Source organism: Lysobacter sp. H21R4 (assembly GCF_015277535.1).
Taxonomy (GTDB): domain Bacteria; phylum Pseudomonadota; class Gammaproteobacteria; order Xanthomonadales; family Xanthomonadaceae; genus Novilysobacter; species Novilysobacter ciconiae.
In genome coordinates this window covers 421,677-443,576 of record NZ_CP063772.1, presented here as the reverse complement: position 1 = coordinate 443,576, position 21,900 = coordinate 421,677, and the positions used below count along the sequence as shown (strand labels likewise).

The window sequence follows — 21,900 nt, the reverse complement described above, 5'->3', positions numbered from 1 at the left end:
GATGAGCGATTCGCACCTCCGCGGCGATCACGGTTCGGGATCCACTCCGGCAGGCCGCTCGGCCTCGTCGGGCCCGGCGGGTCCTGGACGCCCCAAGGATCCGGCCAAGCGCGCGGCGATCCTGGAATCGGCACGGCTACTGTTCCTGCAGCACGGTTTTGACGGCGTGAGCATGGACCAGATCGCGGCGTCCGCCGGCGTCTCCAAGCTCACCGTCTACAGCCACTTCGGCGACAAGGAAAACCTGTTCGCCGCCGCCGTGGGCTCGTACTGCGAGCTGCAACTGCCGCACGCGCTGTTCGACCGCGCGTCCGGCGCGCCCCTGCGTGCGCACCTGCTGGAGATCGCCTGCGCCTTCCACGCCATGGCCAGCAGCGAAGAGGCGATCGGCGCGCTGCGCATGCTGTCGGCGCCGCAGCTGGCCGACTCGCCGGTGGTCCGCACGTTCTGGGAGGCAGGCCCCGCCCGCATCAACCAGGAACTGGCGGCCCTGCTGAAGCGTCGCGCCGAGCTGGGCGAGTTGCGCCTGGATCCGGAAAACGCCGCCGAGCTGGCGCGGGCGGCCGGCCAGTTGCTCGCCCTGCTCAAGGGCGAGCCGCACGCGCGTCGGCTGCTGGGACTGGAAGGGCTGGCAGCCGCGGAGGTTCCCGCCCACCTGGCGTCCGCGGTGGACGTGTTCCTGCGTGCATACGCCAGACCGGACCCGTCCACGCGCCAGCCGTGACCTTGGTCGCGGTGACTTCCGGCACTCCGCCAGCGGCCCCGCTGACGTGATGCTGTGGCACGTCGCCGGTACAATACGCGGTTGACACGCATAGCCCGAGATTCGACCCGATGACCATGATTGACTACGCCGAGGCCAGGGACTTGATGGTCGAGCAGCAGGTACGCCCCTGGAACGTGCTGGATGCGCGGGTCCTGGACGTACTGGCGACCATGCCGCGCGAGCCGTTCGTGCCGGCGCCGCACCGCAACCTGGCCTATACCGACAGCAACCTGCCACTGCCGCAGGGCCAAGTGATGCTCAAGCCCGTCATCCAGGGGCGCATGCTGCAATCGCTGCTGCTGCAGCCCGACGAGGAGGTGCTGGAGGTCGGCACCGGCAGCGGTTACCTCACCGCGTGCATGTCGCGCCTGGCGCGAGACGTGGTCAGCATCGAGAAGCATGCCGAGCTGGCCGAGCTGGGTCGCGCCAACCTGACGGCACGCGCGATCGCCAACGCCGAGGTCATCCACGCGGATGCGTTTTCCTACCGCCCCGCCCGCCAGTTCGATGTGGTCTGCGTGACCGGCGCGGTGGACACGATCCCGATGGCGTTCCTGGAATGGGTCAAGCCCGGCGGACGCATGCTGATCGTGCGCGGGCGCTCGCCGGTCATGGAGACCGTGCTGGTGCACGTGGACGTCAACGGATCGCGCATCGAATCGTTGTTCGAGACCGACATTCCCTATCTCGCCGGTGCGGCACCCGTACCCGCCTTCGAATTCTGAGCGCAAGGACCCCGCATGATCACCCGCCCACTCGTACTCGCCCTCGTCGTTGCGCTCCTGCCCGCCACTGCCGGCGCGGCCGACCTGCTCCAGACCTATGAGCTGGCGCGTGCCGGCGATCCGCAGTTCGCCGCAGCCGAGTCCGGACGGCTGGCGACCCGCGAGGGCGCGGTGCAGGCCCGGGCGGCGATGCTGCCGCAGATCAACGGCAGTGCGTCCTACAACCGCAGCCGCAGCGAAGGGCCGGCCACGCAGAACCAGTTCGACCCGGTGACCGGCCAACCGATCACCTTCACCGGCAACGTCGAGACCGAGACCACGACCCGGCGCCTGGGCGTCAACGTGGACCAGATGATCTTCGACCGCGCCCGCTTCACCATCCTCGACAGCCAGAAGGCGCTGGCGCGCGCCAGCGATTTCCAGCTCGACGCGGCGGGCAAGAGCCTGATCACCCGCACCTCGGCCACCTACTTCAACGTGCTGGTGCAGCTGGAAACCCTGGCCGCCGCCGAAGCCGCCGAGCAGGCGCTACAGAAACAGTTCGACTTCGCCTCCAAGCGGCTGGAGGTCGGCCTGGCGCCGATCACCGATGTGCATGAGGCGCGCGCCCAGTTCGACAGCGCGCGGGCCAACACGATCGTCGCCCGCAATGCCGTGGCCGACGCCTACCAGGCGCTGACCGAAATCACCGGTGTGCCCGTGCGCAACCTGCAAGGGCTGCCGCAGGACTTCCAGCCTGCGCTGCCGGTCGCCGACGGCGCCGATGGCTGGGTACAGACCGCGATGGAGAACAACCCGGCGTTGCGGGCCAAGGAACTGCAGGTGGAATCGGCCGAAGCCGACGTCGGCACCGCGCGCTCGGGCCATTGGCCGACGCTCTATCTGGGCGGTGGTTATTCGGACGGCAAGACCTGGGGTGAAAACACCTTCAGCGCCAGCGGGCTGCCGGGCTCGGTGACCAATCCGATCGAGAGCGAGAGCCGCGGCCCGCAGGTCGGGGTGACGCTGTCGGTGCCGATCTTCTCCGGTGGCGCTACCCAGTCACGCGTGCGCCAGGCCGTGGCCCAGCGTGACGTCGCCAGCGACCAGCTCGAACAACAGCGGCGCGCGCTGGAACGCAATACCCGCAACGCCTACCAGACGCTGGTGGCCGGGGTCAGCGAAGTGGAAGCCCGGCGCCTGGCGCTGGTATCGGCGCAGGCCGCCTACGACGCGTCCCAGGTCGGACTGGAAGTCGGCACCCGCACGGTTCTGGATGTACTGGTAAACCAGCGCAACCTGTTCACCGCCCAGCAGGCCTACGCCCTGGCGCGATACAACCACCTGCAGCAGCGACTGGTGCTGGAAGAAGCGGCGGGCACGCTGGACATCGAAGACGTCGCGGAGATCAACCGCCTGCTGACGGTCAATGCCGAGGCCGAAGTGGCCTCGCCCATCCAGCACTAGGCCGAATCACGCTGCCCGGGCCCCAGCGCGGGCGCCAGCAGCACGAGGGTCTGGGCGAGCGCGCCGCGGCCGGATTCCACCAGCAGCTGCCCTGCCGAGGTCATCTGCCGGCGCAGCGCCGGATCCGCCAGCAGTTCCTCCAGTGCGCCGCCCACGCCCATCGGGTCCTGGCCGATCCGCAACGCGCCGGCCTCATCGAGCTGGCGCGAGATTTCCTCGAAGTTGTGCAGGTGCGGACCGGTGACGATCGCGGTGCCGGCCGCCGCCGGCTCCAGCAGGTTGTGCCCGCCCACCTCCTGCAGGCTGCCGCCGACAAAGGCGACGTCCGCGCAGGCATAGAACGGCAGCAGCTCGCCCATGGTGTCGATGACAAACACCGCGTCTGTCGCCGACGGCCACTGCGCCCGGGAGCGCGTCGACACCTCCCAGCCCGATGCGCGCGCGTGCTCGGCGACCACCCGGAAGCGCTCCGGATGGCGCGGCGCCCACAACAGCAGCAGGTCGGGATAGCGTTCGCGCAGCCGCCGGTGGATGGAGATCACCGCGGCCTCCTCGTCCTCGTGCGTGCTGGCGGCGATCCACACCGGCCGGCGCCCGCAGTGGGCCCGGCATTGGTCGGCAAACGCCTCCAGTCCCTCGGGCACCATGACGTCGTATTTCAGGTTGCCCACGTCGACGACCTGTCCGGAGCGTGCGCCCAGTTGCACGAAGCGCATCGCATCGGCCATCGATTGCGCCGCCACGGTGGTCACCGTGCGCAGCGCCCGGCTCACCAGCGGCGCGAGGACCCGGTAGCCGCGCAGCGAGCGTTCCGACAGGCGTGCGTTGAGGATGTAGGCCGGCACGCCATGGTCGCGGCAACCGAACAGCAGGTTCGGCCACAACTCGGTCTCCATGATCAGCGCTGCGCGCGGCCGGTAATGGCGCAGGAAGCGCGCCACCGCGCCGGGCAGGTCATAGGGCAGGTAGACGTGCTCCACGTCATGCCCCCACAGCGCCCGCACGCGCTCGGACCCGGTCGGGGTGATCGTGGTGACCAGCAGGTGCAGGTCCGGCCGGCCGCGGCGCAGCGCATTCACCAGCGGCACGGCGGCGTTGACCTCGCCCACGGACACCGCGTGCAGCCACAGGGTGCCGGTATGCGGGGAATCGCGGTAACGGGCGTAGCGTTCGTTCCAGCGCTGGAAGTAGCTGGGCTGGCGAAAGCCACGCCAGATCAGGTGGTAAACCGTCAGCGGCACCAGCAGGTACAACACGGTCGAATACAGGCCGCGCAGGAGGCGCTCGATCAGGTCTGTTCGCATCGGCTGAGGATACGGTACGACCCTTGCGCGCCGACTCGGCCGAGCATTGCCGAGGCAGGCGGCTCACCCGGCACGGGCCCGGTAGAATCCACCGCATGGCTCCAGCATCCCCTCCGCGCGACCGCGGCGTCGCAAGCCCGACCTCGCCCGGCCCGGCGCCGCTCAGCCCGCGGCATTGGCCGGCGTGGCTGGGGCTGGGCGTGCTGCTGATCGCCGCACGCTTGCCGTGGGGCTTGCAGCGCGCACTCGGCGCTGGAGTCGGCGCACTCGCGTTGCGCGTCGCCGGTGACCGCCGGCGCGCCGCCCGGACCAACCTCGCCCTGTGTTTTCCCGGCATGTCCGACGCGGAACGGGAGACGCTGCTGCGCGACAACTTCCGTGACCTGGGCATCGGCCTGTTCGAATTCGCACGCGCCTGGTGGGGATCGGTCGAACCGATGCGGCGAACGGTGCGCATCGAAGGCCTGGAGGCGGTCGAGGCGATCCGCGCCAGCGGTCGCGGCGTGCTGCTGGTGTCGGGCCATTTCATGACCCTGGAGATCTGCGGCCGGCTGATGTGCGACCACCTGCCGTTGGCCGGCATGTACCGGCGCCACCGCGGTCCGGTGATGGAGTGGGCGGTCAAGCGCGGCCGCCTGGGCCACGCCAGCGCGATGTTCGCCAATGCCGAGCTGCGGCCGGCCATGCGCCACCTCAAGCAGGGCGGATTGCTCTGGTACGCGCCCGACCAGGACATGCGCGGCAAGGACACGGTGTTCGCGCCGTTTTTTGGCGTGCCAGCGGCGACGATCACCGCCACCCACCAGTTCGCCCGAATGACCGGCTGCGCGGTGGTGCCCTTCTTCCACCGCCGCGAAGGCGCGCATTACGTGCTCCGGCTGGGTGCGCAGCTGGAGGACTTCCCCTCCCGCGATGCGGTGGCCGACAGCACCCGCGTCAATGCAGCGATCGAGGCAATGGTGCGCGAGGCGCCCAGCCAGTACCTGTGGATCCACCGGCGCTTCAAACGCCGGCCGCCGGGCGACAGCTCGCCCTACCAGCCGCGCTAGTCACTCCGAACCGGTGGCCTCAGGCGTGCTGCGCACCGCCAGCAGGCTGCCCGCGTAGAGCGCCGCGAGCAGCAGCGTCAGGCCGCCCCAGAACGTCGAATAGAACGCCAGGTGGGTGTTCAGCGGGAACACGGTCACCACCAGCGCCAGCATCGCCGGGCGTGCGCGCTCGCGCGCCTGGGCATCGGCGAAACGCCACGCGCGCCACGCCAGGGCCGCGCCGGCCAGCCACATCAGCAGGCCGAAGAAGCCCGTTTCACTGAGTATTTCCAGGACGATCTGGTGGGCGTGGAAGGCCGGCCCCTCGCCCCACTCGGCCTGCTGGTCGCTTTGCGGATCGCAGGCCGGAAAAGCCTCGCGGAAGCCGCGCGCGCCGACACCGTTGAAGGGATGCTCGCGGACCATGCACAGCGCGGCGCCCCAGATCCGGGTACGACCGGAGAGCGCGCGGTCGACGCCCTCCTCATTGACCGCGAAGACATGGGTGGTGCGCTCCAGGCGCTGGCGCACATCGCTGGACACCACGCCCAGCACGCCCAGCAGGATCGCCCCGGCGGCAAACACACCCAGCAGCTTCTTCCAGCCCAGCAGACGCCAGCCCGATAACACCAGCACCAGCAGGTAGGTGATCCACGAGGCCCGCGAACCGGCCAGCATCACCACTACGCCGACCGCCGCCGCCGCAAGCAGCCAGCCGACCGCATGCGCGCGCTTGGCCGCCGCGTAGAGCGCGAACGGCGACAGGCTGGCGAGCACGATGCCGAGCTTCAGGTTGCACGGACCAAACACGCCGCTGAGGCGATCCACGACGGCGACCTGGCTCACGCTGCACATCGCGTGTCCGCTGATCGCCTGCTTGATCGAATCGATGCCGAAAAACAGCGGGCTGGTGCCCGTACCCGCCTGGATCAGCGCGTCCACGCTCCACACGGCAATGATGATTGCCAGGCCACCAAACGTCATGCGACGCCCGCGCTCGTTGGCCACCGCCGCGGCCGCCAGCCAGAGGAACGGCAGATAGCGCAGGTCGACCGCGGCCTCGCGCAGCGCCCGCCCCGGATCGATGGAGTCGAACGCCGACACCAGTTGCGGCAACCAGTAGGCAAAAAACAGCACGCTGGTCAGCGCCCAGGCCTCGCCACTGAGCAGGCTTACCCCGCCGCGGAACCGCGAGCTGACCAGTTTGGCGATCGCCACCAACGCACCCAGCACCAGGATCGCCTCGGCATAGCCCGGTGCGGGCCACAGCGCGACGTAGGCCAGGATCCACGCCGGCGCCCAGCGCCAGCCCTGGATCGCCCGCCCGGCCGGGCCGCGCTCGGCGGCGATGCGGGCGGACCGGTCAGTTGATGAGTTCGGCATAGACATCCAGCGTCGCTTGTTGCATCGCATGCAGGGTGAAGTCGGACAGATCGGGCATCGTACCGGCTGTTGTCGACCCGCGGTCCAGCAGCGCGAGCGCCCGCTCGTGCAGCAGCGACGCGTCGAACGGCGGCACCGCGCCCCGCGGCTGCAGTCGTGACAGCAGCTCACCGACGCCGCCGTGGGCCCAGCCAAGCACCGGTCGCCCCACCGACAGCGCCTCGATCACGGTGCGCCCGAACGCCTCGGGCTTGCGCGAGAGCTGGAGCACGAGATCGCTCGCCGCGTAGGCGCGGGCGATCGCATCGGTGGGCTGGGTGAAGGCGATCGCATCGGCGACGCCGCGCGCCGCCGCCATGGCTTCCAGTTCGGCGATGTAGTCCTCGCGCCCGCGCTCGCGCGCGCCCGGCAGCCAGAGCCGCGCGTCGCCACCGTCGGTCCGCAAGCGCGCCAGCAGCTCGACCGCGTCGGCGTGGCCCTTCAGTCGCGTGCCGCGCCCGGGCAGCAGCAGCAACGGGCCATCGCCTGCCAGCGCCGGATGCTGCGCTGCAGCCCACGCGCGCGCGGCGCGATCGGGCAGCGCCGCAGGCGGGAAGGCTGCCGGATCGATTCCACGGGGAATGACCCGCAGGCGCGTGGTGTCGGTCGCCGGGTAATGGGCCGTGACGTAGTCGCGGACGCTCTGCGATACACAGATCACGCGTTCGCCGCCGACCATCACCGCGCTGTAGCGCGAGGGCGAGTTGAGCCCATGCACGGTGGAGACCAGACGCGGCCGGCGCACGGGTTCGATCCCGGCCAGGGCGAAGCGCGCGATCCAGGCCGGCAGGCGCGAGCGCACGTGGACGATATCGATATCACCGCTTTGCAGCAGCCGGCGCAGCGGCAGCACGCGTGAAAGGGTCAGTGGCGACTTGCGGCCGAGATCCAGGGTCACGTGCTCGCCGCCAAGGGCGAGCAGTTGCGGCAGCAGGCGGCCGCCGGCGGATACGACGATGGCGCGATGGCCGGCCGACACGAGGGCTTCGGCGATCTCGAGCGTTGAGCGCTCCACCCCACCCGATTCCAGCGCCGGCAGCAGCTGGACCACCGTCATCGGGCGCATCCCGTTGGATCAGTCCTGCAGGACGAAGTGCGCGCCGCAGTAGAAGCAGGTGCTCTCCAGGTCTTCCTCGATCGACAGGTACACGCGCGGGTGCGAATTCCACAGCGCCATCGACGGCGTCGGGCAGCTCAAGGGCAGGTCGGCGCGCGTGACGGTGTAGCGGCGCTCGGCGTTGGCCTGGGTGGGGTGGTCATGGACTGCGGTCATGGCGGCGATCACGGACGGTACAAGACGGTCAGTTTAGCAGTTGCCTCAAGCCGGCAGCTCGAACCACAGCAGCGCAGCCGGAGCGGCGCCCGCCCCGGCCAATTCAAGCCGGCCGGACTCGACGCTGAAACCCAGGCCGTCGCCGGCGGACAAATCCCGTCCATCGACACGCACCGCGCCGGTGGCGACGTGCAGCCAGTAGCGACGCGCGGGGTCGAGCGTGCGAATCGCCGAGGTTCCCTGTGCCAGCTCCGACCGGTAGACGCGCGCGTCCTGGCGGATCGCCGCGCTGCCATCGCGCCCGTCCGGCGAAGCCAGCAGCTGCCAGCCGTCACCCGGCGTGGGCTCGCGGACGGCTGAGGCGGGGTCGGCGTTGACGCGGTCGGGCTGCAGCCAGGCCTGCAGGAAATGCACCGGTTCGGCGTCGGACGCGTTGCAATGCCGGTAACGCATCCCGTGGCCGGTTCCCAGCCACAGCAGGCCGCCGGCTTGGATCACCCGCTCCGCACCGCTGTCGTCCCGGTGCGCCAGGGCACCGGAAAGCACGCAGGTGAGCACTTCCATGTTCGCGCGCCAGCACGGGACAAACCCTGCACCGGGCGCAAGCCGATCCTCGTTGAGCACCCGCAGCGCGCCAAAGCCCATCCATTGCGGGTCGTAGTGCGCCCCGCCGGAGAAGCTCTGCCAACGCTCAAGCCCGTCCGCCGCGGACGAGCCGTCCGCGCGGGACGCCGCGCGGCGCTCAACGATCACCTCTGGCTTCCTACTTGGCCTTGGCGACCGAGGCCTCGGTGGTGATGCGGATGTCCACCTCGTCGCTGACGCCCGGCGCGTACATGCCGACGCCAAAGTCGCTGCGCTTGATCGTGGTGTGGGCATCAAAACCGATCGTGGGCTGCTTGCCCATGTTCTCGCCCACCTTGTTCAGGGTCACGTCCAGCACCACCGGATGCGTGTTGTCCTTGATCGTCAGCTCGCCGGTGACCTTGAGCTTGCCCTCGCCGGCCGACTCCACCGCGGTGCTGTGGAACGTCGCCACCGGAAACTTGGCAGCGTCGAAGAAATCACTGCCCAGCACGTGTTCGTCGAACTTGGCGGTGAAGGTGTTCAGGCCTGACAGGGGCAGGGTGACCTTCACGCTGGAAGCAGCGACATTCTCGGCGTCGTAGACCAGCACGCCCTCGGCCTGGCCGAAGTGCGCCACGGGGTTGGAGAAGCCGAAGTGGTTCCACTGCGCGATCACGTTGGTGTGGCTGGGATCGAGCTTGTAGGTAACCGGCGCGGCGATGGCAAAAGTCGCGGTCGTGGCCAGCGCGGCGGCGAGGAGCAGGCGTTTGATCATGGGAGGACTCCGGATATCTGGGCGAAGGTGGCAGGGCTCAGCGGTGGCAGGCATCACGGACCGTCAGGCAATCCGCGCAGCTTCCTCGAACGACAGCCGTGGCGAGCGCGGGAAGATCTTCTCGACGTTGCCATACCCGAGGTTGACGAGGAAATTCGACTTTATCGCGGTGCCGGCAAAAAACGCCGCATCCACCTTGGCGTTGTCAAAACCCGACATCGGCCCGGTGTCCAGTCCCAGCGCGCGCGCCGCGAGGATCAGGTATGCGCCCTGCAGGCTGCCGTTGCGAAACGCCGCTGCCGTGCGGCCTTCGCGCGGGCCGGCAAACCAGCTCTTCGCATCGGTATGCGGGAACAGGTACGGCAGCTTTTCGTGGAAATCCTCGTCAAAGCCGACAATCACCGTAACCGGGGCGGCCATGGTCTTGGCGTGATTGCCCTCATCCAGCGCAGGCTCCAGGAGCGCTTTTGCCTGCGCCGACTTCACGAAGACGAAGCGCGCCGGCGACATGTTGGCGCTGGTCGGGCCCCACTTCACCAGATCGTAGAGTTGGCGGAGAGTGTCATCGCTGACCTCGCCACCCAGCTCGTTGTGGGTGCGCGCGGTGCGGAACAGCTGATCCAGCGCTGCCGGTGCAAGTGCTTCGGTCCGGGTCGGGGGCATCTATGATCTCCGTGTGGATACGGCGCCCGCCGTGCGGGCTGCCAAGCCGGTCAGTGTAGGCGTTGGCAGGCGCCAGGCACGGGCGCAACTTTGGAACGTATTGCGGACACAGATGAAACGGCAGGCAAACAACCCGAGCGTCTGGACCATCACCGACGGCAATGCCGGCAACCTGCGCCAGGCGCAGGCGCTGGGGCGGGCGCTGGGCATGCCGATGCGCGACTGGCAGCTCGACACGCGTGCGCCGTGGCGCTGGACCGCGCCGCGCGGTGTCGCCGCCGCGCGCGCCTTCGGCGCCGAGTTCCACGCGGCGCTGGCCCGGCCGCCCGCCCTGGCCATCGGCTGTGGGCGCCAGGCCGCCCTGGCAACCCGGCTGCTCGGGCGCCACGGCAGCGCGACGGTGCAGATCCTCGATCCACGCATCGCCACACGCCACTGGAACCTGGTGATCGCGCCCGAGCACGACCGTCTGGTGGGCAGCAACGTGATCCCCGTGCTCGGCAGCCTGCATCCGGTCGACGCCCATTGGCTGGACGAGGCACGGGTGCGGTTCACGGCCCTGGCGACCCTGCCGCAACCGCGCACCGCCTTGCTGCTGGGCGGTGCCAGCGCGCACGCCAAGCTGGACGCGGACTGGCTGGAGGCGCTGACCCTGGACGTGATGCGCCAGGTCGACGCCGCGGGCGGCTGCATCATGGCGACCACCTCGCGCCGCAGTCCCGCCGGCTTGGGTCAGCGGCTGCAAAAGCATTTCGCCGGTCGCAGCGGGATGCTGTTCACCCCGCCGGGCGACGGCGCCAATCCCTACCCCGGCCTGCTGGCCTGCGCGGACCGGATCGTGTGCACTGCCGAATCGGTGAACATGCTCTCGGAGGCGTGCGCTACCGAGGCACCGGTGTTCATCGCCGGGCTGGACCGGCTGGGCGGGCGTCCGCGCCGGTTCGTGGATCGCCTGCTTGAACTGGGTCGGGTGCGCGCACTCGAGGACGGCCTGGCGGACTTCCCGGTCACGCCGCTGCGCGAAACCGGTCGGGTGGCAGACGAGGTCCGTCAGCGACTGTCACTTCAGCCGGCGCCGCTCACAGCCGGCGACTGAAGTCGAGCCCGTGCTCGCGCGCGGCCAATTCGATCGCGGCGCGGGCACGCGCTACCGGCGCGTCGGGCACCATCCGCCGGGGCCGCCGATCCAGACTGCAGTCCAGGCTGCGTGAGAGCAGGATCTCGTGCGCGGCCTGCAACTGGGTGCGCGTGTCCTCGTCGATGATTCCGGCCTCGTGGACGGCGACGATCAGGCCGTGGGTGTCCTGCCGGCCGAGAACCTCAGGTCGGCTGGCGGCATGCTCCAGCACCAGCGATTGCAACACGAACTCCAGGTCCACCAGCCCGCCCTGACCCTGCTTGAGATCGAACACGCCGTCCTTGCTGCGGTCCAGTTCGGCGCGCATGCGCGCGCGCATGGCCGAGACGTCGTCGCGCAGCTGGTCCGGATCGCGCGGCCGCGACAGCGTGGCGGTGCGTACCCCGGCAAAGTCCTGGGCGAGGGTGGGGTCACCGGCGATCGGGCGGGCGCGCACCAGCGCCTGGTGCTCCCAGTTCCAGGCGCGCTCGCGCTGGTAGGCAGCAAAACTGGCCAGGCTCGATACCAGCACGCCCTTGGCCCCGTCCGGGCGCAGGCGCACGTCCACCTCGTAGAGGCGGCCGGCGCGCGTGGGCGCCTCCAGCAAGGCCACCAGTTTCTGCGCCAGGCGGGCGGACCAGCGCGCCGCGTCCAGCGGTCGCGGGCCGTCCGACACCGCGTCGATACCGCCCGCGCTGGCCGGGGTATCGTAGAGGAACACCAGGTCGAGATCGGAATCGAACCCCAGCTCTTCGCCGCCCAGGCTGCCATAGCCAAACACCGCGAAGCGCGTTGCCGGCAGCTGGCCGTGGGCGCCGAGCATTTCCCGCGTCGCCATCGCCAGCACCCGGTTCACCACGCCCTCGGCCAGCCACGCCACCTGGCGCGCACTGTCCACCGCCGGCTGGCGATGGTCCCGGTGGGCCATGGCAATGCGGAAGCTGGCCGCTTGGCGCACTTCGTTGAGCGCGTTGAGCACGGCCTCCACGTCTTCCTGGCTGCGGACCTCCGGTGTCGCAGGCGGGCGACCGCCGTGGCCCGGCGCCCGGCGCGCGCCCGAGCCGTCGCCCTGCAGGCCGACCTGCGCGCAGGCCTGGATAAGCTCCGCGCGACCCGGCAGTTCGCCGGCGACACTGGCATCGAGCAGTTCGTCCAGCAGCAGCGGATGCACCGCGACGCGTTCTGCAAGCAACGCGCTCTGGCTGGTCACACGGACCAGCCGGGCCAGCGCGGCCGGCTGCTCGTCCAGCAGCGCCAGGTAGGCGGTCCGGCGCAGGATGTTCTGCACCAGCGCGAGCAGGCGCCGCAACGCGAGCGCCGGCCGGCTGGAACGCGCCGCGCCCTCCATGAACGCGGGCAGCACCCGGTCCAGCCGCGCCCGCGTGGCGTCGGTCAGCGCAACCACGCCCGGACTGCGGGCGAAATCGCGCAACAGGCTGTCGGCACTGGAGGCGTCTTCGAAGCCAGCCTCGGCGAGCACCGCCGCGTCGCCGCCGTCGGGAAGCGCCAGCCAATACTCGGCGAGCGTCCCTTCGCTGCGGTTGCCGTGGCGGGGCGCCAGCAACGCCGCGAATTCCTCAGCCACGATCCCGCGATGGCGCTCCAGTTCCACCCGCAGTTCGTCCCAATCGGCAAAACCCATGCCGATGGCGATTCGCTCTCGTGTCGTCGGCTCCACGGGCAAGGCGTGCGTCTGCTGGTCGGCAAACATCTGCAGGCGGTTCTCCAGATGACGCAGGAAACGGTACGCCCCGGTCAGTTGCGCGCCGGTCCGGGCCTCCACCTGCCCGGCCTCGACCAGCGCGGCCAACGCCGGCTGCAGCGAACGTTCACGCAGGCCCGGATCCCGCCCGCCGCGGATCAGCTGCAGCGCCTGGGCGAGGAATTCGATCTCCCGGATCCCGCCGGGCCCGCGCTTGATGTCGTCGGCCAGCTCCTTGCGTGCCACTTCGGCGGCAATGGCCGCCTTCATCGCGCGCAGGCCATCCAGCGCGCCGTAGTCCAGATAACGCCGGTAGACGAACGGGCGCAGCAATTCCAGGAACTCCGCACCGGCCGCCAGGTCGCCGGCCACCGGCCGCGCCTTCTGCCACGCGTACCGCTCCCAGTCCCGCCCTTCGCGCTGGAAATACTGCTCCATGGCGGGGAACGACCAGGCCACGCGCCCGGCATTGCCGTAGGGACGCAAGCGCAGGTCCACGCGGTGGCAGAAGCCATCGACCGTGACGTCGTCCAGCAGGCGCGCGAGTTTCTGGCCGAGGCGGGAAAAGTAGTGTTCCGCCGCCAGCGGCCACGGCCCGTCGGACGCAGCAGACGGGTCGCCGGGCGGTTCGTAGCCGTAGACCAGGTCGACGTCGGAACTGAAGTTCAGCTCGCCTCCGCCGAGCTTGCCCAGTGCCAGCACCACCAGTCGCAACACCGTGCCGGAAGCGTCCCGCAACACGCCGTGGCGCTCGATGAAGCTCGACTCCAGCGCGTCCAACGCCAGTTGCAGGCAACCTTCGGCGAGCATGGTGGTGCCGGCGAGCGTCGTGTCGATGTCGTCCAGCCCGAGCACGTCGCGCCACACCAGCCGGGTGGATTCAGCGGCACGATAGAGCCGCAAGGCGGACGGCCATGTCTCGGGAGCACCGTGGTCGAGGTCCGGCGGCGGGGTCGCAGCGGCGCCATCGTCCTGCAACAGCCGATCCAGCAGGCCGGGCTGGCGGGCCAAGGTGTCGATCGCAAAGTCGCTGGCGATGGCCACGGCCTGCAAGCGGGCGGTGGCGGAGTCGTCCAGCTCGGCGATACCGGCAGGCTCCAGCTGTCGCAGCAGCACGGCGGGTTCGATTGGTTGGGGTGGAGTCATGGGACGGATAGTCGCATGAGCGGATCGTGGCCCATGGCGTCACGCGTGGATCAGCCGAGTCCCGTGACCGTCGCGCCGGAGCGGAAAATAAAAAGCCCGCCCCGGACGAACCGGTTGCGGGCCTGCTCCCTCCCCCACGTCGGGATGCAGGTCGACTGTGAAGGATTCGTTATTGCCTTGCACGCTGCAGTGCAAAATTGAACTGATCAGCTCAGGAATTGACGCCGACCCGCTCCCCGATCCAAGTCCGGGTCGAGGTCCGCGATCAATTCCTGAGGACCGGATACAGAAAAGCCCCGCCGAAGCGGGGCTTTTCCTTGTCGCGGTGTCGCTGGGGAATGGCTTTAGAAGCCCATGCCGCCCATGCCACCCATGCCGCCCATGTCGCCGCCGCCCTGCATGGCAGGCTCGTCCTTCTTCGGCAGCTCGCCCACCATCGCTTCGGTGGTGATCATCAGGCCGGCAATGGAGGCCGCGTTCTGCAGCGCGGTGCGGGTCACCTTGGTCGGGTCCAGGATGCCGAACTCGAGCATGTCGCCGTACTGGCCGTTGGCCGCGTTGTAACCGTAGCTGCCGGTGCCTTCGCGAACCTTGTTCAGGATCACCGAGGCTTCTTCACCGGCGTTGATCACGATCTCGCGCAGCGGGGCCTCCATGGCGCGCAGGGCGATGGTGATGCCGTGGTTCTGGTCTTCGTTGTCGCCCTTCAGGTCGACAATGGCAGCCAGGGCACGGATCAGGGCGACGCCGCCGCCCGGGACCACGCCTTCTTCCACTGCCGCGCGGGTCGCGTGCAGGGCGTCTTCAACGCGGGCCTTCTTTTCCTTCATCTCGATCTCGGTTGAGGCACCGACCTTGATCACCGCAACGCCGCCGGCCAGCTTGGCCACGCGCTCCTGCAGCTTCTCGCGGTCGTAGTCCGAAGAGGTCTCTTCGATCTGCGCCTTGATCTGCTTGATGCGGCCTTCGATGCCACCGGTCTCGCCGGCGCCGTCGATGACGGTGGTGTTTTCCTTGGAGACCTGGACCTTCTTGGCCCGACCGAGGTCTTCGATGGTCGCCTTGTCCAGCGCCAGGCCGACTTCCTCGGAGATCACGGTGCCACCGGTCAGCACGGCCATGTCTTCCAGCATCGCCTTGCGACGGTCGCCGAAGCCCGGGGCCTTGACGGCGCAGACCTTGACGATGCCGCGGATGGTGTTGACCACCAGCGTCGCCAGGGCCTCGCCTTCGACGTCTTCCGCGACGATCAGCAGCGGCTTGCCGGCCTTGGCCACGCCTTCCAGGATCGGCAGCAGGTCGCGGACGTTGGAGATCTTCTTGTCGTACAGCAGGATGAACGGGTCATCCAGCTCGGCCTGCATCGACTGCTGGTTGTTGATGAAGTACGGCGACAGGTAGCCGCGGTCGAACTGCATGCCCTCGACCACGTCCAGCTCGTTGTCCAGGCCCGAACCGTCTTCCACGGTGATCACGCCTTCCTTGCCGACCTTGTCCATCGCCTTGGCGATGAGGTCACCGATGTTGGCATCGGAGTTGGCCGAGATCGTACCGACCTGGGCGATTTCCTTGCTGCTGGACGACGGCTTGGAGATGTTCTTCAGCTCGGCGACAGCGCCGGTGACGGCCTTGTCGATGCCGCGCTTCAGGTCCATCGGGTTCATGCCGGCGGCAACGGCCTTCATGCCCTCGCGGATGAACGCCTGGGCCAGCACGGTCGCGGTGGTGGTGCCGTCGCCGGCGTCATCGGAGGTGCGCGAGGCGACTTCCTTGACCATCTGCGCGCCCATGTTCTCGAACTTGTCGGCCAGCTCGATCTCCTTGGCGACGGACACGCCGTCCTTGGTGATCGTGGGGGCGCCGTAGCTCTTGTCGAGCACAACGTTGCGACCCTTCGGGCCGAGAGTCGCCTTGACAGCATTGGCGAGCGTGTTGACACCGCGCAGCATCTTGGAGCGCGCGTCTTCGCCGAAACGAATTTCCTTGGCAGCCATGATCTAGAACCTCAAAACAGGAATTGTGGGAAAAAGGGTGTGGCCGGTGCGGCCGGAGACGTCTGGATCAGCCCAGGATCGCGAAGATGTCGTCTTCCTTCACCACCAGCAGGTCGGTGCCATCCAGCTTGACCTCGGTGCCGCTGTACTTGCCGAACAGCACCTTGTCGCCCACCTTGACCTGCGGCGCGCGCACGCTGCCGTTGTCCAGTGCCTTGCCGGCGCCGACGGCGACGACTTCGCCCTTGATCGGCTTCTCGGTGGCCGAATCAGGGATGACGATGCCGCCCGCGGACATCTTCTCTTCTTCCATGCGTTTGATGACCACGCGGTCGAACAGCGGCTTGATATTCATTTGCAGCAACCTCGTAGATGGTTGAAAAATCCGGAATACAGTGATTTGGAATGCCTGTGCAGGCGCTCGGCCCATGCAGACATGCCCGGCGCACCGGGACTGCGACAGAAGATGGGGCGCGCGGGCCGGCTTTCAAGGCCTGCCGCGAAGATTTTTCTCCCGCGTGCGGCCGTACCGCGCTCCGCGGACAAAAAAAGAAGGAGCGCGTCCTGACGGACCACGCTCCTTCTGGTTCGGGATTGGCATCCAGCGCGGCACGTCCTGTGCCCATCCCCCCACACCTGACCCCTTGTCGATGGCCAACTCCTGTCAGCCCGGGGCGAGTATTGCCCATTTACGTCATGTTTTCCATCGATTCACGTTGCCGGATCGATAACCGTGTTAGGACCGCAGCCCTGCTGGCTTCGACGCCGCGCCTATCTGCCGCAGTCGATCCGGATCGGGCCGCTGACTTCCAGGCGGCTGTCGCCGTCGGCGTTGAACACCACGCCGCTCAGGACGACGGTATCGCCCTGCACGTTGACCGCCGTGGCCGGCACGTCGAACTGGTGGGATACCGCGCTGTTGGAGATCCACGCCGGATCGCCCTGTTTCAGGTGCGCCTCCACGCCGACATGGATGCGCACGTCCGTATCGGCCATCGGGCCCTGGTCGGCGCCGTCGAAATTGACGTACACCGGTTTGCCGTCGGGCCCCTTGCCCGGCCCGTGCACCGTGAACACCTGCGCCCCATCCTCCTCACTGACTGAGCAAGAGGCGGGCTGGAACCAGAACTCGCCGGCATCGGTGGCAATGGCGACGCGCGCAAAGGTGACCGCCGCGGCCTGTCGCCTGGCCTCCGCCGCGGCCTTGGCGGGCACCGCGATGCCCTGGTCTGCGGCGCCGCAACCGCCGAGGCCGATCACCAGGGACACGGCGATGCCGGTCCTTGCCATGAGACCTGAAACTTTCATCCGTTGTCGCTCCTTGAATGGTCCGGCAGCGGTTGCTGGGCCGGACGGAATGTCTCAGCGTTGCCGCGGCACTTGCAGCTCGCTGATCTCGGCCGGCATGTCGGCGTGCTGCGCGGAGCGCACCCACACCGTACCGATCGCGTCGTCGTGCACGACCGAATTGCGACCCAGCCCGGTGGTCATGACGTCCTGACCGCCGGCGTTGACCGAGACCACCAGGGTGATGCGTGGCGGCTGGTCCGAACCGGCCGGACCGGTTGACTGCGGGCCGTCCTCACCCAGCATCACCGACAACAACTGGTCGACAACGTAAGCCGGATCCGGGCCTTCGACGGTAAGCGCGCGGTAGTCGGCGCCCGCCGCCGGCGCCTCGCGCTCCTCCCAATTGCCAGCGGGGCCTTCGGCCGAGTCCAGCTGCGCACACGGCGCGCCCAGGCAATCCAATGCCGCGACCTGGGCATCGGACAATTCTCTGCGGCCGGCGGCCACGACGTGGGCGGTCATTCCTTGGATCGGCGCCATCTGGAAGCGCCAGCTGACATGCGGACCCACTCCGAACGCCTCCAGTGGCGCCTGATGCTCGACCGGCACGCCCTCCAAGGCCTGCTCGCGAAACGCCGGGCCCAGGTTGATGCGGGTGACCTCCACCTCGCTGACGGTCGCGTCGGGGTCGGTGTCGTCGCTGAGCATGTCGTACGTCACCCGGTAACGCGCGTGCGGAAGCGCGCCTTCCCTGTACTCCATCAGCAGCATCGCGCGTACCGGCGCGACGAGGTCGGCATCGGGCATGAACACCGACCCGCCCTGGCCGGGAAACCGCTCGGCGGTGTAGTAGTCATCCCACGCGGTGGTGTCCACGTCGACGGCGACATAGCCGGGCGCCGAGGTGAAGTCGTCTGCTCCGGCAGCGGCGCAGGCCGGCAGCGTGATCATTGCCAGCGCCCCGCCAAGAACCGCCAGCGCAAACCCGCCTGTGTGCCTTTGTGCGTCCATCGTCACTCTCCTTGTCGTTGAAAAAAGACCCGTGCGCCCGTGGCGCCGACCGTTGGCCTGCGGCAGCAGAACCGGCCGCGTGGACCCCTAATGACGACACCGGGCGGCCGATCCGGACACAAGGCGCACCCCTGGCCGGCCCGGTACAATCACCACCATGTCCGTCCTGATCGCTTATTGCACGTGTCCGGATCGGGCCAGTGCCGACACCGTCGCCGATGCACTGGTGCGCGAGCGTCTGGCTGCGTGCGTCAGCCAGCTGCCCGGCGTCCGATCCACCTACCGCTGGGAGGGCCGGGTCGAGCACGGACAGGAAGTGCTGCTGATGATCAAGACCACCCGGGACCAGCTGGATTCGCTGACCGTCCGGGTCCGCGCGCTGCACCCCTACGAACTTCCCGAACTGATCGCGGTCGAAGCGGTCGGCGGACTCGCGCCCTACCTGGACTGGGTCCTGGAACAGACCCGAGATGATGACTGAACCCCGCCGAGGCCCGGTGCCAAAACCCTTCGCCTCCTCCTTCGCCAATACCTCGGCGCTCCACCGGCTGGCCGGTCGCGCCGGCGCTGGCCTGACCGCTCTTGCATTGCTGGCCGGGCTGGCGCTGCCGGCCATGGCGGCGGTCCATGCCGACGACCTGCTGCCCGTCGACGAGGCCTTCGCCGTGGACGCCCGCGCCAGCGACCAGGGCGCGGTGGCCATCCACTGGAAGATCGCCGACGGGTATTACCTGTATCGCCACCGCACCTCGGTGACCAGCGATGCCGGATTTGCGGCCGGTGAGCTGCAGCTGCCGCCCGGCGAGCCGCACGAGGACGAGTTCTTCGGCAAGGTGGAAACCTACCGCAAGCGCCTGACGGCGCAGCTGCCGGGCGAGGCGCGCGGTGCCAGCACCACCCTGACGGTCAAATACCAGGGCTGCGCCGACGCCGGCATCTGTTACCCGCCGCAGACCCGCAAGCTGACCGTGGCGCTGCCCTCGGTCCCGCCGGCCAGCGCTGCGGCACCCGCCAGCAAGGGCGCCAACCTGCTGGACAAACCACTGGCCGGCGGCAGCCTCGGCGGCAATGCGCTGTTTCCGCGTGCTGCGGGCGGCCTCGACGCGATGCCGTTGCCGGCCGAGCAGGCGTTCGGCTTCGAGGCGATCGCCGGGGACGGCGACACCTTGCTGCTGCGCTTCAGCCCGGCGTCGGGCTATTACCTGTATCGCGACAACACCCGCCTGACCCTGGAGTCGACCGACGGCGGCATCGCGCTGGGCAAGCCGCGCTGGCCCACGGGTCGCCAGCATCGCGACGAGCATTTCGGCGATGTGGTGGTGTACTTCGACCAGATCGACGTGCCGGTGCCGCTGCTGCGCGAGCGCCCCGACGCCGCGACCGTCAAGCTGACCGCCACCTTCCAGGGCTGCCAGAATGACGGCATCTGCTACCCGCCGATGACCCGCAAGGTCGCGATCGACCTGCCGAAGGGAACGTTCACGGCGACGGCAAAACCCGGGGCTGACGCCGGGGGGATGACTCCCGCTGCGGCGGCCGGCGAGGCGACCGCAGCCGGCCCCGACGGTGTCGCGGCGCAACTGCCGGGCGCCGCCGAAACCGACGCAGCGGCTATGGGCAGCGACCTCGCATCCGGCGCTGCCTTGGGCACTGACGACCCGTTCGCCGCGACCGACGCCGGGCTTGCTGCATCCACCGCGTCTCCCGCATCGATCCGGACCAGCGCTGGCGCACCGGACTCCCCACCGGGCCTTTTGCTGATCCTGCTGTTCGCCCTCATCGGCGGGCTGGTCCTCAACCTGATGCCGTGTGTGCTGCCGGTGCTGTCGCTGAAGGTGCTGTCGCTGGCTGGCCACGGCCACACGCCGGGCGTGGCGCGCCGGCAGGCGCTCTGGTACACCGCCGGGGTGATGCTCAGCTTCGCGGTACTGGGCGCTCTTGCGTTGGGCCTGCGGCAGGCGGGACTCGCGCTGGGCTGGGGCTTCCAGCTGCAGCAGCCCGTCGTGGTGGCGCTGCTCGCGCTGTTGATGCTGGCGCTCGGCCTGAGCCTGTCTGGTGTCTGGCAACTGGCGGGTCGCTGGACCGGCGCCGGCCACGGCCTGACGACGCGCTCCGGTCCGGCGGGAGACTTCTTTACCGGTGTATTGGCGGTCGTGGTCGCCACGCCGTGCACCGCGCCGTTCATGGGCGCGGCGCTGGCCTGGGCCTTCACCGCGCCGGCCGCCATCGCTATGGCGGTGTTTCTCGCCCTGGGACTCGGGCTGGCGCTGCCGTTCCTGCTGATCGGCTTCGTGCCCGCCCTGGCCCGCGCCCTGCCGCGCCCCGGCGCGTGGATGGAAACCTTCAAGCAGGTCATGGCTTTCCCGCTTTACCTCACCGCCGTGTGGTTGGCCTGGGTACTGGCCAAGCAGCTGGGCGCCGACGCGGTCGGCCTGTGGATGGTTGCTGCGGTTCTGGTGGCGCTCGGCGCCTGGGCCTGGAACCACTCGCGCACGCGGGCCCGCCGCTGGGCGACGTCGCTGGCGGTCATCGCCCTGCTCGGCGCTGGATGGACGCTGTGGCTCATCCATACCCACCCGCTGCCGGACAAAGTGCTGGAGCACGCCGCGGTCGGCGACGGCCAGCTCGTGAAGGTGCCTTTCAGCGAACAGCGCCTGACCGACCTGCGCGCCGCCAACCGCGTGGTGTTCGTCAACATGACTGCCGACTGGTGCGTCACCTGCAAGGCCAACGAGAAGACCGTGTTGGGGCGCGAGGGATTCCAGCGCGCGCTCGACGATGCCGATGCGGCCTATCTGGTGGGTGACTGGACCAACGTCGATCCCGCGCTCACCGCGTTCCTGCAGCGACACAAGGCGGTCGGCGTGCCGCTCTACGTGGTGTTCCCGCGCGGCGGCGGCGAGGGACAGATCCTGCCAACCGTGTTGACCCCCGACATCGTCCGCCAGGCCCTGGCCGATGCCGCCGTGGAAGCGTTCTGAATGGGGCAGAACACGAAAATCGTGATTGCCGCGGTGCTGGCTGCGATCGCGGGCGTGGGCCTGAGCATCTGGCTGAACCCGCCGGCGCCGCTGATGCGCACCGAGATCGGCCAGCGGGCGCTGCAGGACGTGCTCGCCGCCACGGCGCCAACGCCGCCGGAGGGTCTGGCCATCGCGCGCCGGGGTGAACCGATCCCGACGCTCGAACTGCCCGGGCTGGACGGCGCGCTGATGCCATTGCCGCAGGCCCACGCGGGGCGCCCGCAACTGATCAACCTGTGGGCCAGCTGGTGCGGCCCGTGCATCGAGGAAATGCCCGAGCTGGACCGCTTCGCGGGCAAGCAGGGCGCCGACGGCGTGCAGGTGGTCGGCATCGCACTGGACGACGACGACGCCGTGCGCGCCTTCCTTGAGCGCGTGCCGGTGCGCTACCCGATCCTGATCGACGCGGCCGGACCGGCCGATGCCGGCGTGCAGCTGGGCAACGTCAAGGGCGTCCTGCCCTACACCGTCCTGCTCGACGCACAAGGCCGCCTGCTGAAGCAGAAAATCGGCCCGTTCCGCGATGGCGAAATCGACGCCTGGGTCGAGAGATAAGGTCAAGGATGTACCCGTCCGCAGCGCCGCTGAAATTCAAACAGACGCTTAAATCAGCGTAACTTCGGCGAATTACCCGTTATTTTCTGGACA

Annotated in this window: 20 protein-coding genes; 8 read left to right on the top strand and 12 right to left on the bottom strand. The window is 69.0% G+C overall.

The genetic code is table 11. The annotated features are described in order from the left end of the window. Position 1 precedes the first annotated feature (1 nt). From INQ40_RS01980 to INQ40_RS01970, 3 genes are all read left to right on the top strand, one after another. Positions 2–724, top strand: coding sequence for a TetR/AcrR family transcriptional regulator (locus INQ40_RS01980; RefSeq protein WP_194341367.1), 723 nt, complete (start codon positions 2–4; stop codon positions 722–724). Between the two features lie 110 nt (positions 725–834). Continuing rightward, positions 835–1,491, top strand: coding sequence for a protein-L-isoaspartate O-methyltransferase (locus INQ40_RS01975; protein ID WP_194341365.1), 657 nt, complete (start codon positions 835–837; stop codon positions 1,489–1,491). A 15-nt stretch (positions 1,492–1,506) separates the two neighbouring features. Further along, on the top strand, positions 1,507–2,937 hold the full coding sequence (locus INQ40_RS01970) for a TolC family outer membrane protein (protein ID WP_193985776.1): 1,431 nt from the start codon (positions 1,507–1,509) through the stop codon (positions 2,935–2,937). Here INQ40_RS01970 and waaA read toward each other — a convergent pair. Continuing rightward, positions 2,934–4,241: a lipid IV(A) 3-deoxy-D-manno-octulosonic acid transferase gene (waaA, locus tag INQ40_RS01965; protein WP_194341363.1), complete on the bottom strand. Its 1,308-nt coding sequence runs from the start codon at positions 4,239–4,241 to the stop codon at positions 2,934–2,936. The two genes, INQ40_RS01970 and waaA, sit on opposite strands and share 4 nt — an antisense overlap. Before the next feature lie 95 nt (positions 4,242–4,336). Here waaA and lpxL point away from each other — a divergent pair, with 95 nt between their 5' ends. Beyond that, positions 4,337–5,290, top strand: coding sequence for an LpxL/LpxP family Kdo(2)-lipid IV(A) lauroyl/palmitoleoyl acyltransferase (gene lpxL / locus INQ40_RS01960; protein WP_194341360.1), 954 nt, complete (start codon positions 4,337–4,339; stop codon positions 5,288–5,290). Here the strand turns inward: lpxL and INQ40_RS01955 are convergent, their stop codons facing one another. The 6 genes from INQ40_RS01955 to INQ40_RS01930 form a co-directional block, all read right to left on the bottom strand. Further along, a complete protein-coding gene (locus tag INQ40_RS01955; RefSeq protein WP_194342367.1) occupies positions 5,291–6,652 on the bottom strand; it encodes an O-antigen ligase in 1,362 nt (453 codons plus the stop codon). Then, positions 6,633–7,757: a glycosyltransferase gene (locus INQ40_RS01950; protein ID WP_194341358.1), complete on the bottom strand. Its 1,125-nt coding sequence runs from the start codon at positions 7,755–7,757 to the stop codon at positions 6,633–6,635. The genes INQ40_RS01955 and INQ40_RS01950 overlap by 20 nt, the downstream gene beginning before the upstream one ends. Before the next feature lie 9 nt (positions 7,758–7,766). Further along, positions 7,767–7,964, bottom strand: a complete 198-nt coding sequence (locus INQ40_RS01945) for a zinc-finger domain-containing protein (RefSeq protein ID WP_193985766.1) — start codon at positions 7,962–7,964, stop codon at positions 7,767–7,769. Positions 7,965–8,009: 45 nt separating this feature from the next. Beyond that, positions 8,010–8,717, bottom strand: coding sequence for a pirin family protein (locus INQ40_RS01940; RefSeq protein WP_194341356.1), 708 nt, complete (start codon positions 8,715–8,717; stop codon positions 8,010–8,012). 10 nt (positions 8,718–8,727) lie between these two features. Then, entirely contained in the window at positions 8,728–9,303 is a 576-nt protein-coding gene (locus tag INQ40_RS01935) for a YceI family protein (RefSeq protein WP_228076752.1), read from the bottom strand. Positions 9,304–9,369: 66 nt separating this feature from the next. After that, a complete protein-coding gene (locus tag INQ40_RS01930) occupies positions 9,370–9,969 on the bottom strand; it encodes a malonic semialdehyde reductase (RefSeq protein ID WP_194341346.1) in 600 nt (199 codons plus the stop codon). Between the two features lie 112 nt (positions 9,970–10,081). Here INQ40_RS01930 and INQ40_RS01925 point away from each other — a divergent pair, with 112 nt between their 5' ends. Next, positions 10,082–11,065 carry a mitochondrial fission ELM1 family protein gene (locus INQ40_RS01925; RefSeq protein ID WP_194341344.1) on the top strand — a complete coding sequence of 328 codons (984 nt, stop codon included), beginning with the start codon at positions 10,082–10,084 and terminating at the stop codon, positions 11,063–11,065. Here the strand turns inward: INQ40_RS01925 and glnE are convergent. The 5 genes from glnE to INQ40_RS01900 all read right to left on the bottom strand — a co-directional run bounded on the left by glnE (position 11,049) and on the right by INQ40_RS01900 (position 18,229). Next, positions 11,049–13,934 (bottom strand): bifunctional [glutamate--ammonia ligase]-adenylyl-L-tyrosine phosphorylase/[glutamate--ammonia-ligase] adenylyltransferase, encoded by a 2,886-nt coding sequence (glnE, locus tag INQ40_RS01920; protein WP_194341342.1) that lies wholly within the window; start codon positions 13,932–13,934, stop codon positions 11,049–11,051. The genes INQ40_RS01925 and glnE overlap by 17 nt on opposite strands. Before the next feature lie 344 nt (positions 13,935–14,278). Beyond that, positions 14,279–15,928: a chaperonin GroEL gene (gene groL, locus INQ40_RS01915; protein ID WP_043959235.1), complete on the bottom strand. Its 1,650-nt coding sequence runs from the start codon at positions 15,926–15,928 to the stop codon at positions 14,279–14,281. A gap of 67 nt (positions 15,929–15,995) precedes the next feature. Beyond that, positions 15,996–16,283: a co-chaperone GroES gene (gene groES, locus INQ40_RS01910; protein WP_193985748.1), complete on the bottom strand. Its 288-nt coding sequence runs from the start codon at positions 16,281–16,283 to the stop codon at positions 15,996–15,998. Between the two features lie 416 nt (positions 16,284–16,699). After that, positions 16,700–17,236 carry a hypothetical protein gene (locus tag INQ40_RS01905; RefSeq protein WP_194341340.1) on the bottom strand — a complete coding sequence of 179 codons (537 nt, stop codon included), beginning with the start codon at positions 17,234–17,236 and terminating at the stop codon, positions 16,700–16,702. Between the two features lie 54 nt (positions 17,237–17,290). After that, complete coding sequence (locus INQ40_RS01900; RefSeq protein ID WP_194341338.1) at positions 17,291–18,229, bottom strand: hypothetical protein; 939 nt, start codon at positions 18,227–18,229, stop codon at positions 17,291–17,293. Positions 18,230–18,386: 157 nt separating this feature from the next. Between INQ40_RS01900 and cutA the strand changes: the two genes are divergently transcribed. The 3 genes from cutA to INQ40_RS01885 all read left to right on the top strand — a co-directional run bounded on the left by cutA (position 18,387) and on the right by INQ40_RS01885 (position 21,807). After that, on the top strand, positions 18,387–18,710 hold the full coding sequence (gene cutA, locus INQ40_RS01895) for a divalent-cation tolerance protein CutA (RefSeq protein WP_194341336.1): 324 nt from the start codon (positions 18,387–18,389) through the stop codon (positions 18,708–18,710). Between the two features lie 133 nt (positions 18,711–18,843). Continuing rightward, positions 18,844–21,210 (top strand): protein-disulfide reductase DsbD, encoded by a 2,367-nt coding sequence (locus tag INQ40_RS01890; RefSeq protein ID WP_228482163.1) that lies wholly within the window; start codon positions 18,844–18,846, stop codon positions 21,208–21,210. Next, the gene (locus tag INQ40_RS01885; RefSeq protein WP_228482088.1) at positions 21,211–21,807 is read left to right on the top strand and encodes a TlpA disulfide reductase family protein; all 597 of its coding nucleotides are present in this window, start codon (positions 21,211–21,213) and stop codon (positions 21,805–21,807) included. Positions 21,808–21,900 lie beyond the last annotated feature (93 nt).

Coding starts and splice junctions, on each gene's coding strand:
- cutA (WP_194341336.1), top strand. CDS start 18,387: ATGTCCGTCCTGATCGCTTATTGCACGTGTCCGGATCGGGCCAGTGCC.
- INQ40_RS01900 (WP_194341338.1), bottom strand. CDS start 18,229: ATGGACGCACAAAGGCACACAGGCGGGTTTGCGCTGGCGGTTCTTGGC.
- INQ40_RS01950 (WP_194341358.1), bottom strand. CDS start 7,757: ATGCGCCCGATGACGGTGGTCCAGCTGCTGCCGGCGCTGGAATCGGGT.
- INQ40_RS01945 (WP_193985766.1), bottom strand. CDS start 7,964: ATGACCGCAGTCCATGACCACCCCACCCAGGCCAACGCCGAGCGCCGC.
- INQ40_RS01930 (WP_194341346.1), bottom strand. CDS start 9,969: ATGCCCCCGACCCGGACCGAAGCACTTGCACCGGCAGCGCTGGATCAG.
- INQ40_RS01955 (WP_194342367.1), bottom strand. CDS start 6,652: ATGCCGAACTCATCAACTGACCGGTCCGCCCGCATCGCCGCCGAGCGC.
- INQ40_RS01890 (WP_228482163.1), top strand. CDS start 18,844: ATGGCGGCGGTCCATGCCGACGACCTGCTGCCCGTCGACGAGGCCTTC.
- INQ40_RS01975 (WP_194341365.1), top strand. CDS start 835: ATGACCATGATTGACTACGCCGAGGCCAGGGACTTGATGGTCGAGCAG.
- INQ40_RS01970 (WP_193985776.1), top strand. CDS start 1,507: ATGATCACCCGCCCACTCGTACTCGCCCTCGTCGTTGCGCTCCTGCCC.
- waaA (WP_194341363.1), bottom strand. CDS start 4,241: ATGCGAACAGACCTGATCGAGCGCCTCCTGCGCGGCCTGTATTCGACC.
- groL (WP_043959235.1), bottom strand. CDS start 15,928: ATGGCTGCCAAGGAAATTCGTTTCGGCGAAGACGCGCGCTCCAAGATG.
- INQ40_RS01980 (WP_194341367.1), top strand. CDS start 2: ATGAGCGATTCGCACCTCCGCGGCGATCACGGTTCGGGATCCACTCCG.
- INQ40_RS01885 (WP_228482088.1), top strand. CDS start 21,211: ATGGGGCAGAACACGAAAATCGTGATTGCCGCGGTGCTGGCTGCGATC.
- glnE (WP_194341342.1), bottom strand. CDS start 13,934: ATGACTCCACCCCAACCAATCGAACCCGCCGTGCTGCTGCGACAGCTG.
- INQ40_RS01925 (WP_194341344.1), top strand. CDS start 10,082: ATGAAACGGCAGGCAAACAACCCGAGCGTCTGGACCATCACCGACGGC.
- lpxL (WP_194341360.1), top strand. CDS start 4,337: ATGGCTCCAGCATCCCCTCCGCGCGACCGCGGCGTCGCAAGCCCGACC.
- INQ40_RS01905 (WP_194341340.1), bottom strand. CDS start 17,236: ATGAAAGTTTCAGGTCTCATGGCAAGGACCGGCATCGCCGTGTCCCTG.
- groES (WP_193985748.1), bottom strand. CDS start 16,283: ATGAATATCAAGCCGCTGTTCGACCGCGTGGTCATCAAACGCATGGAA.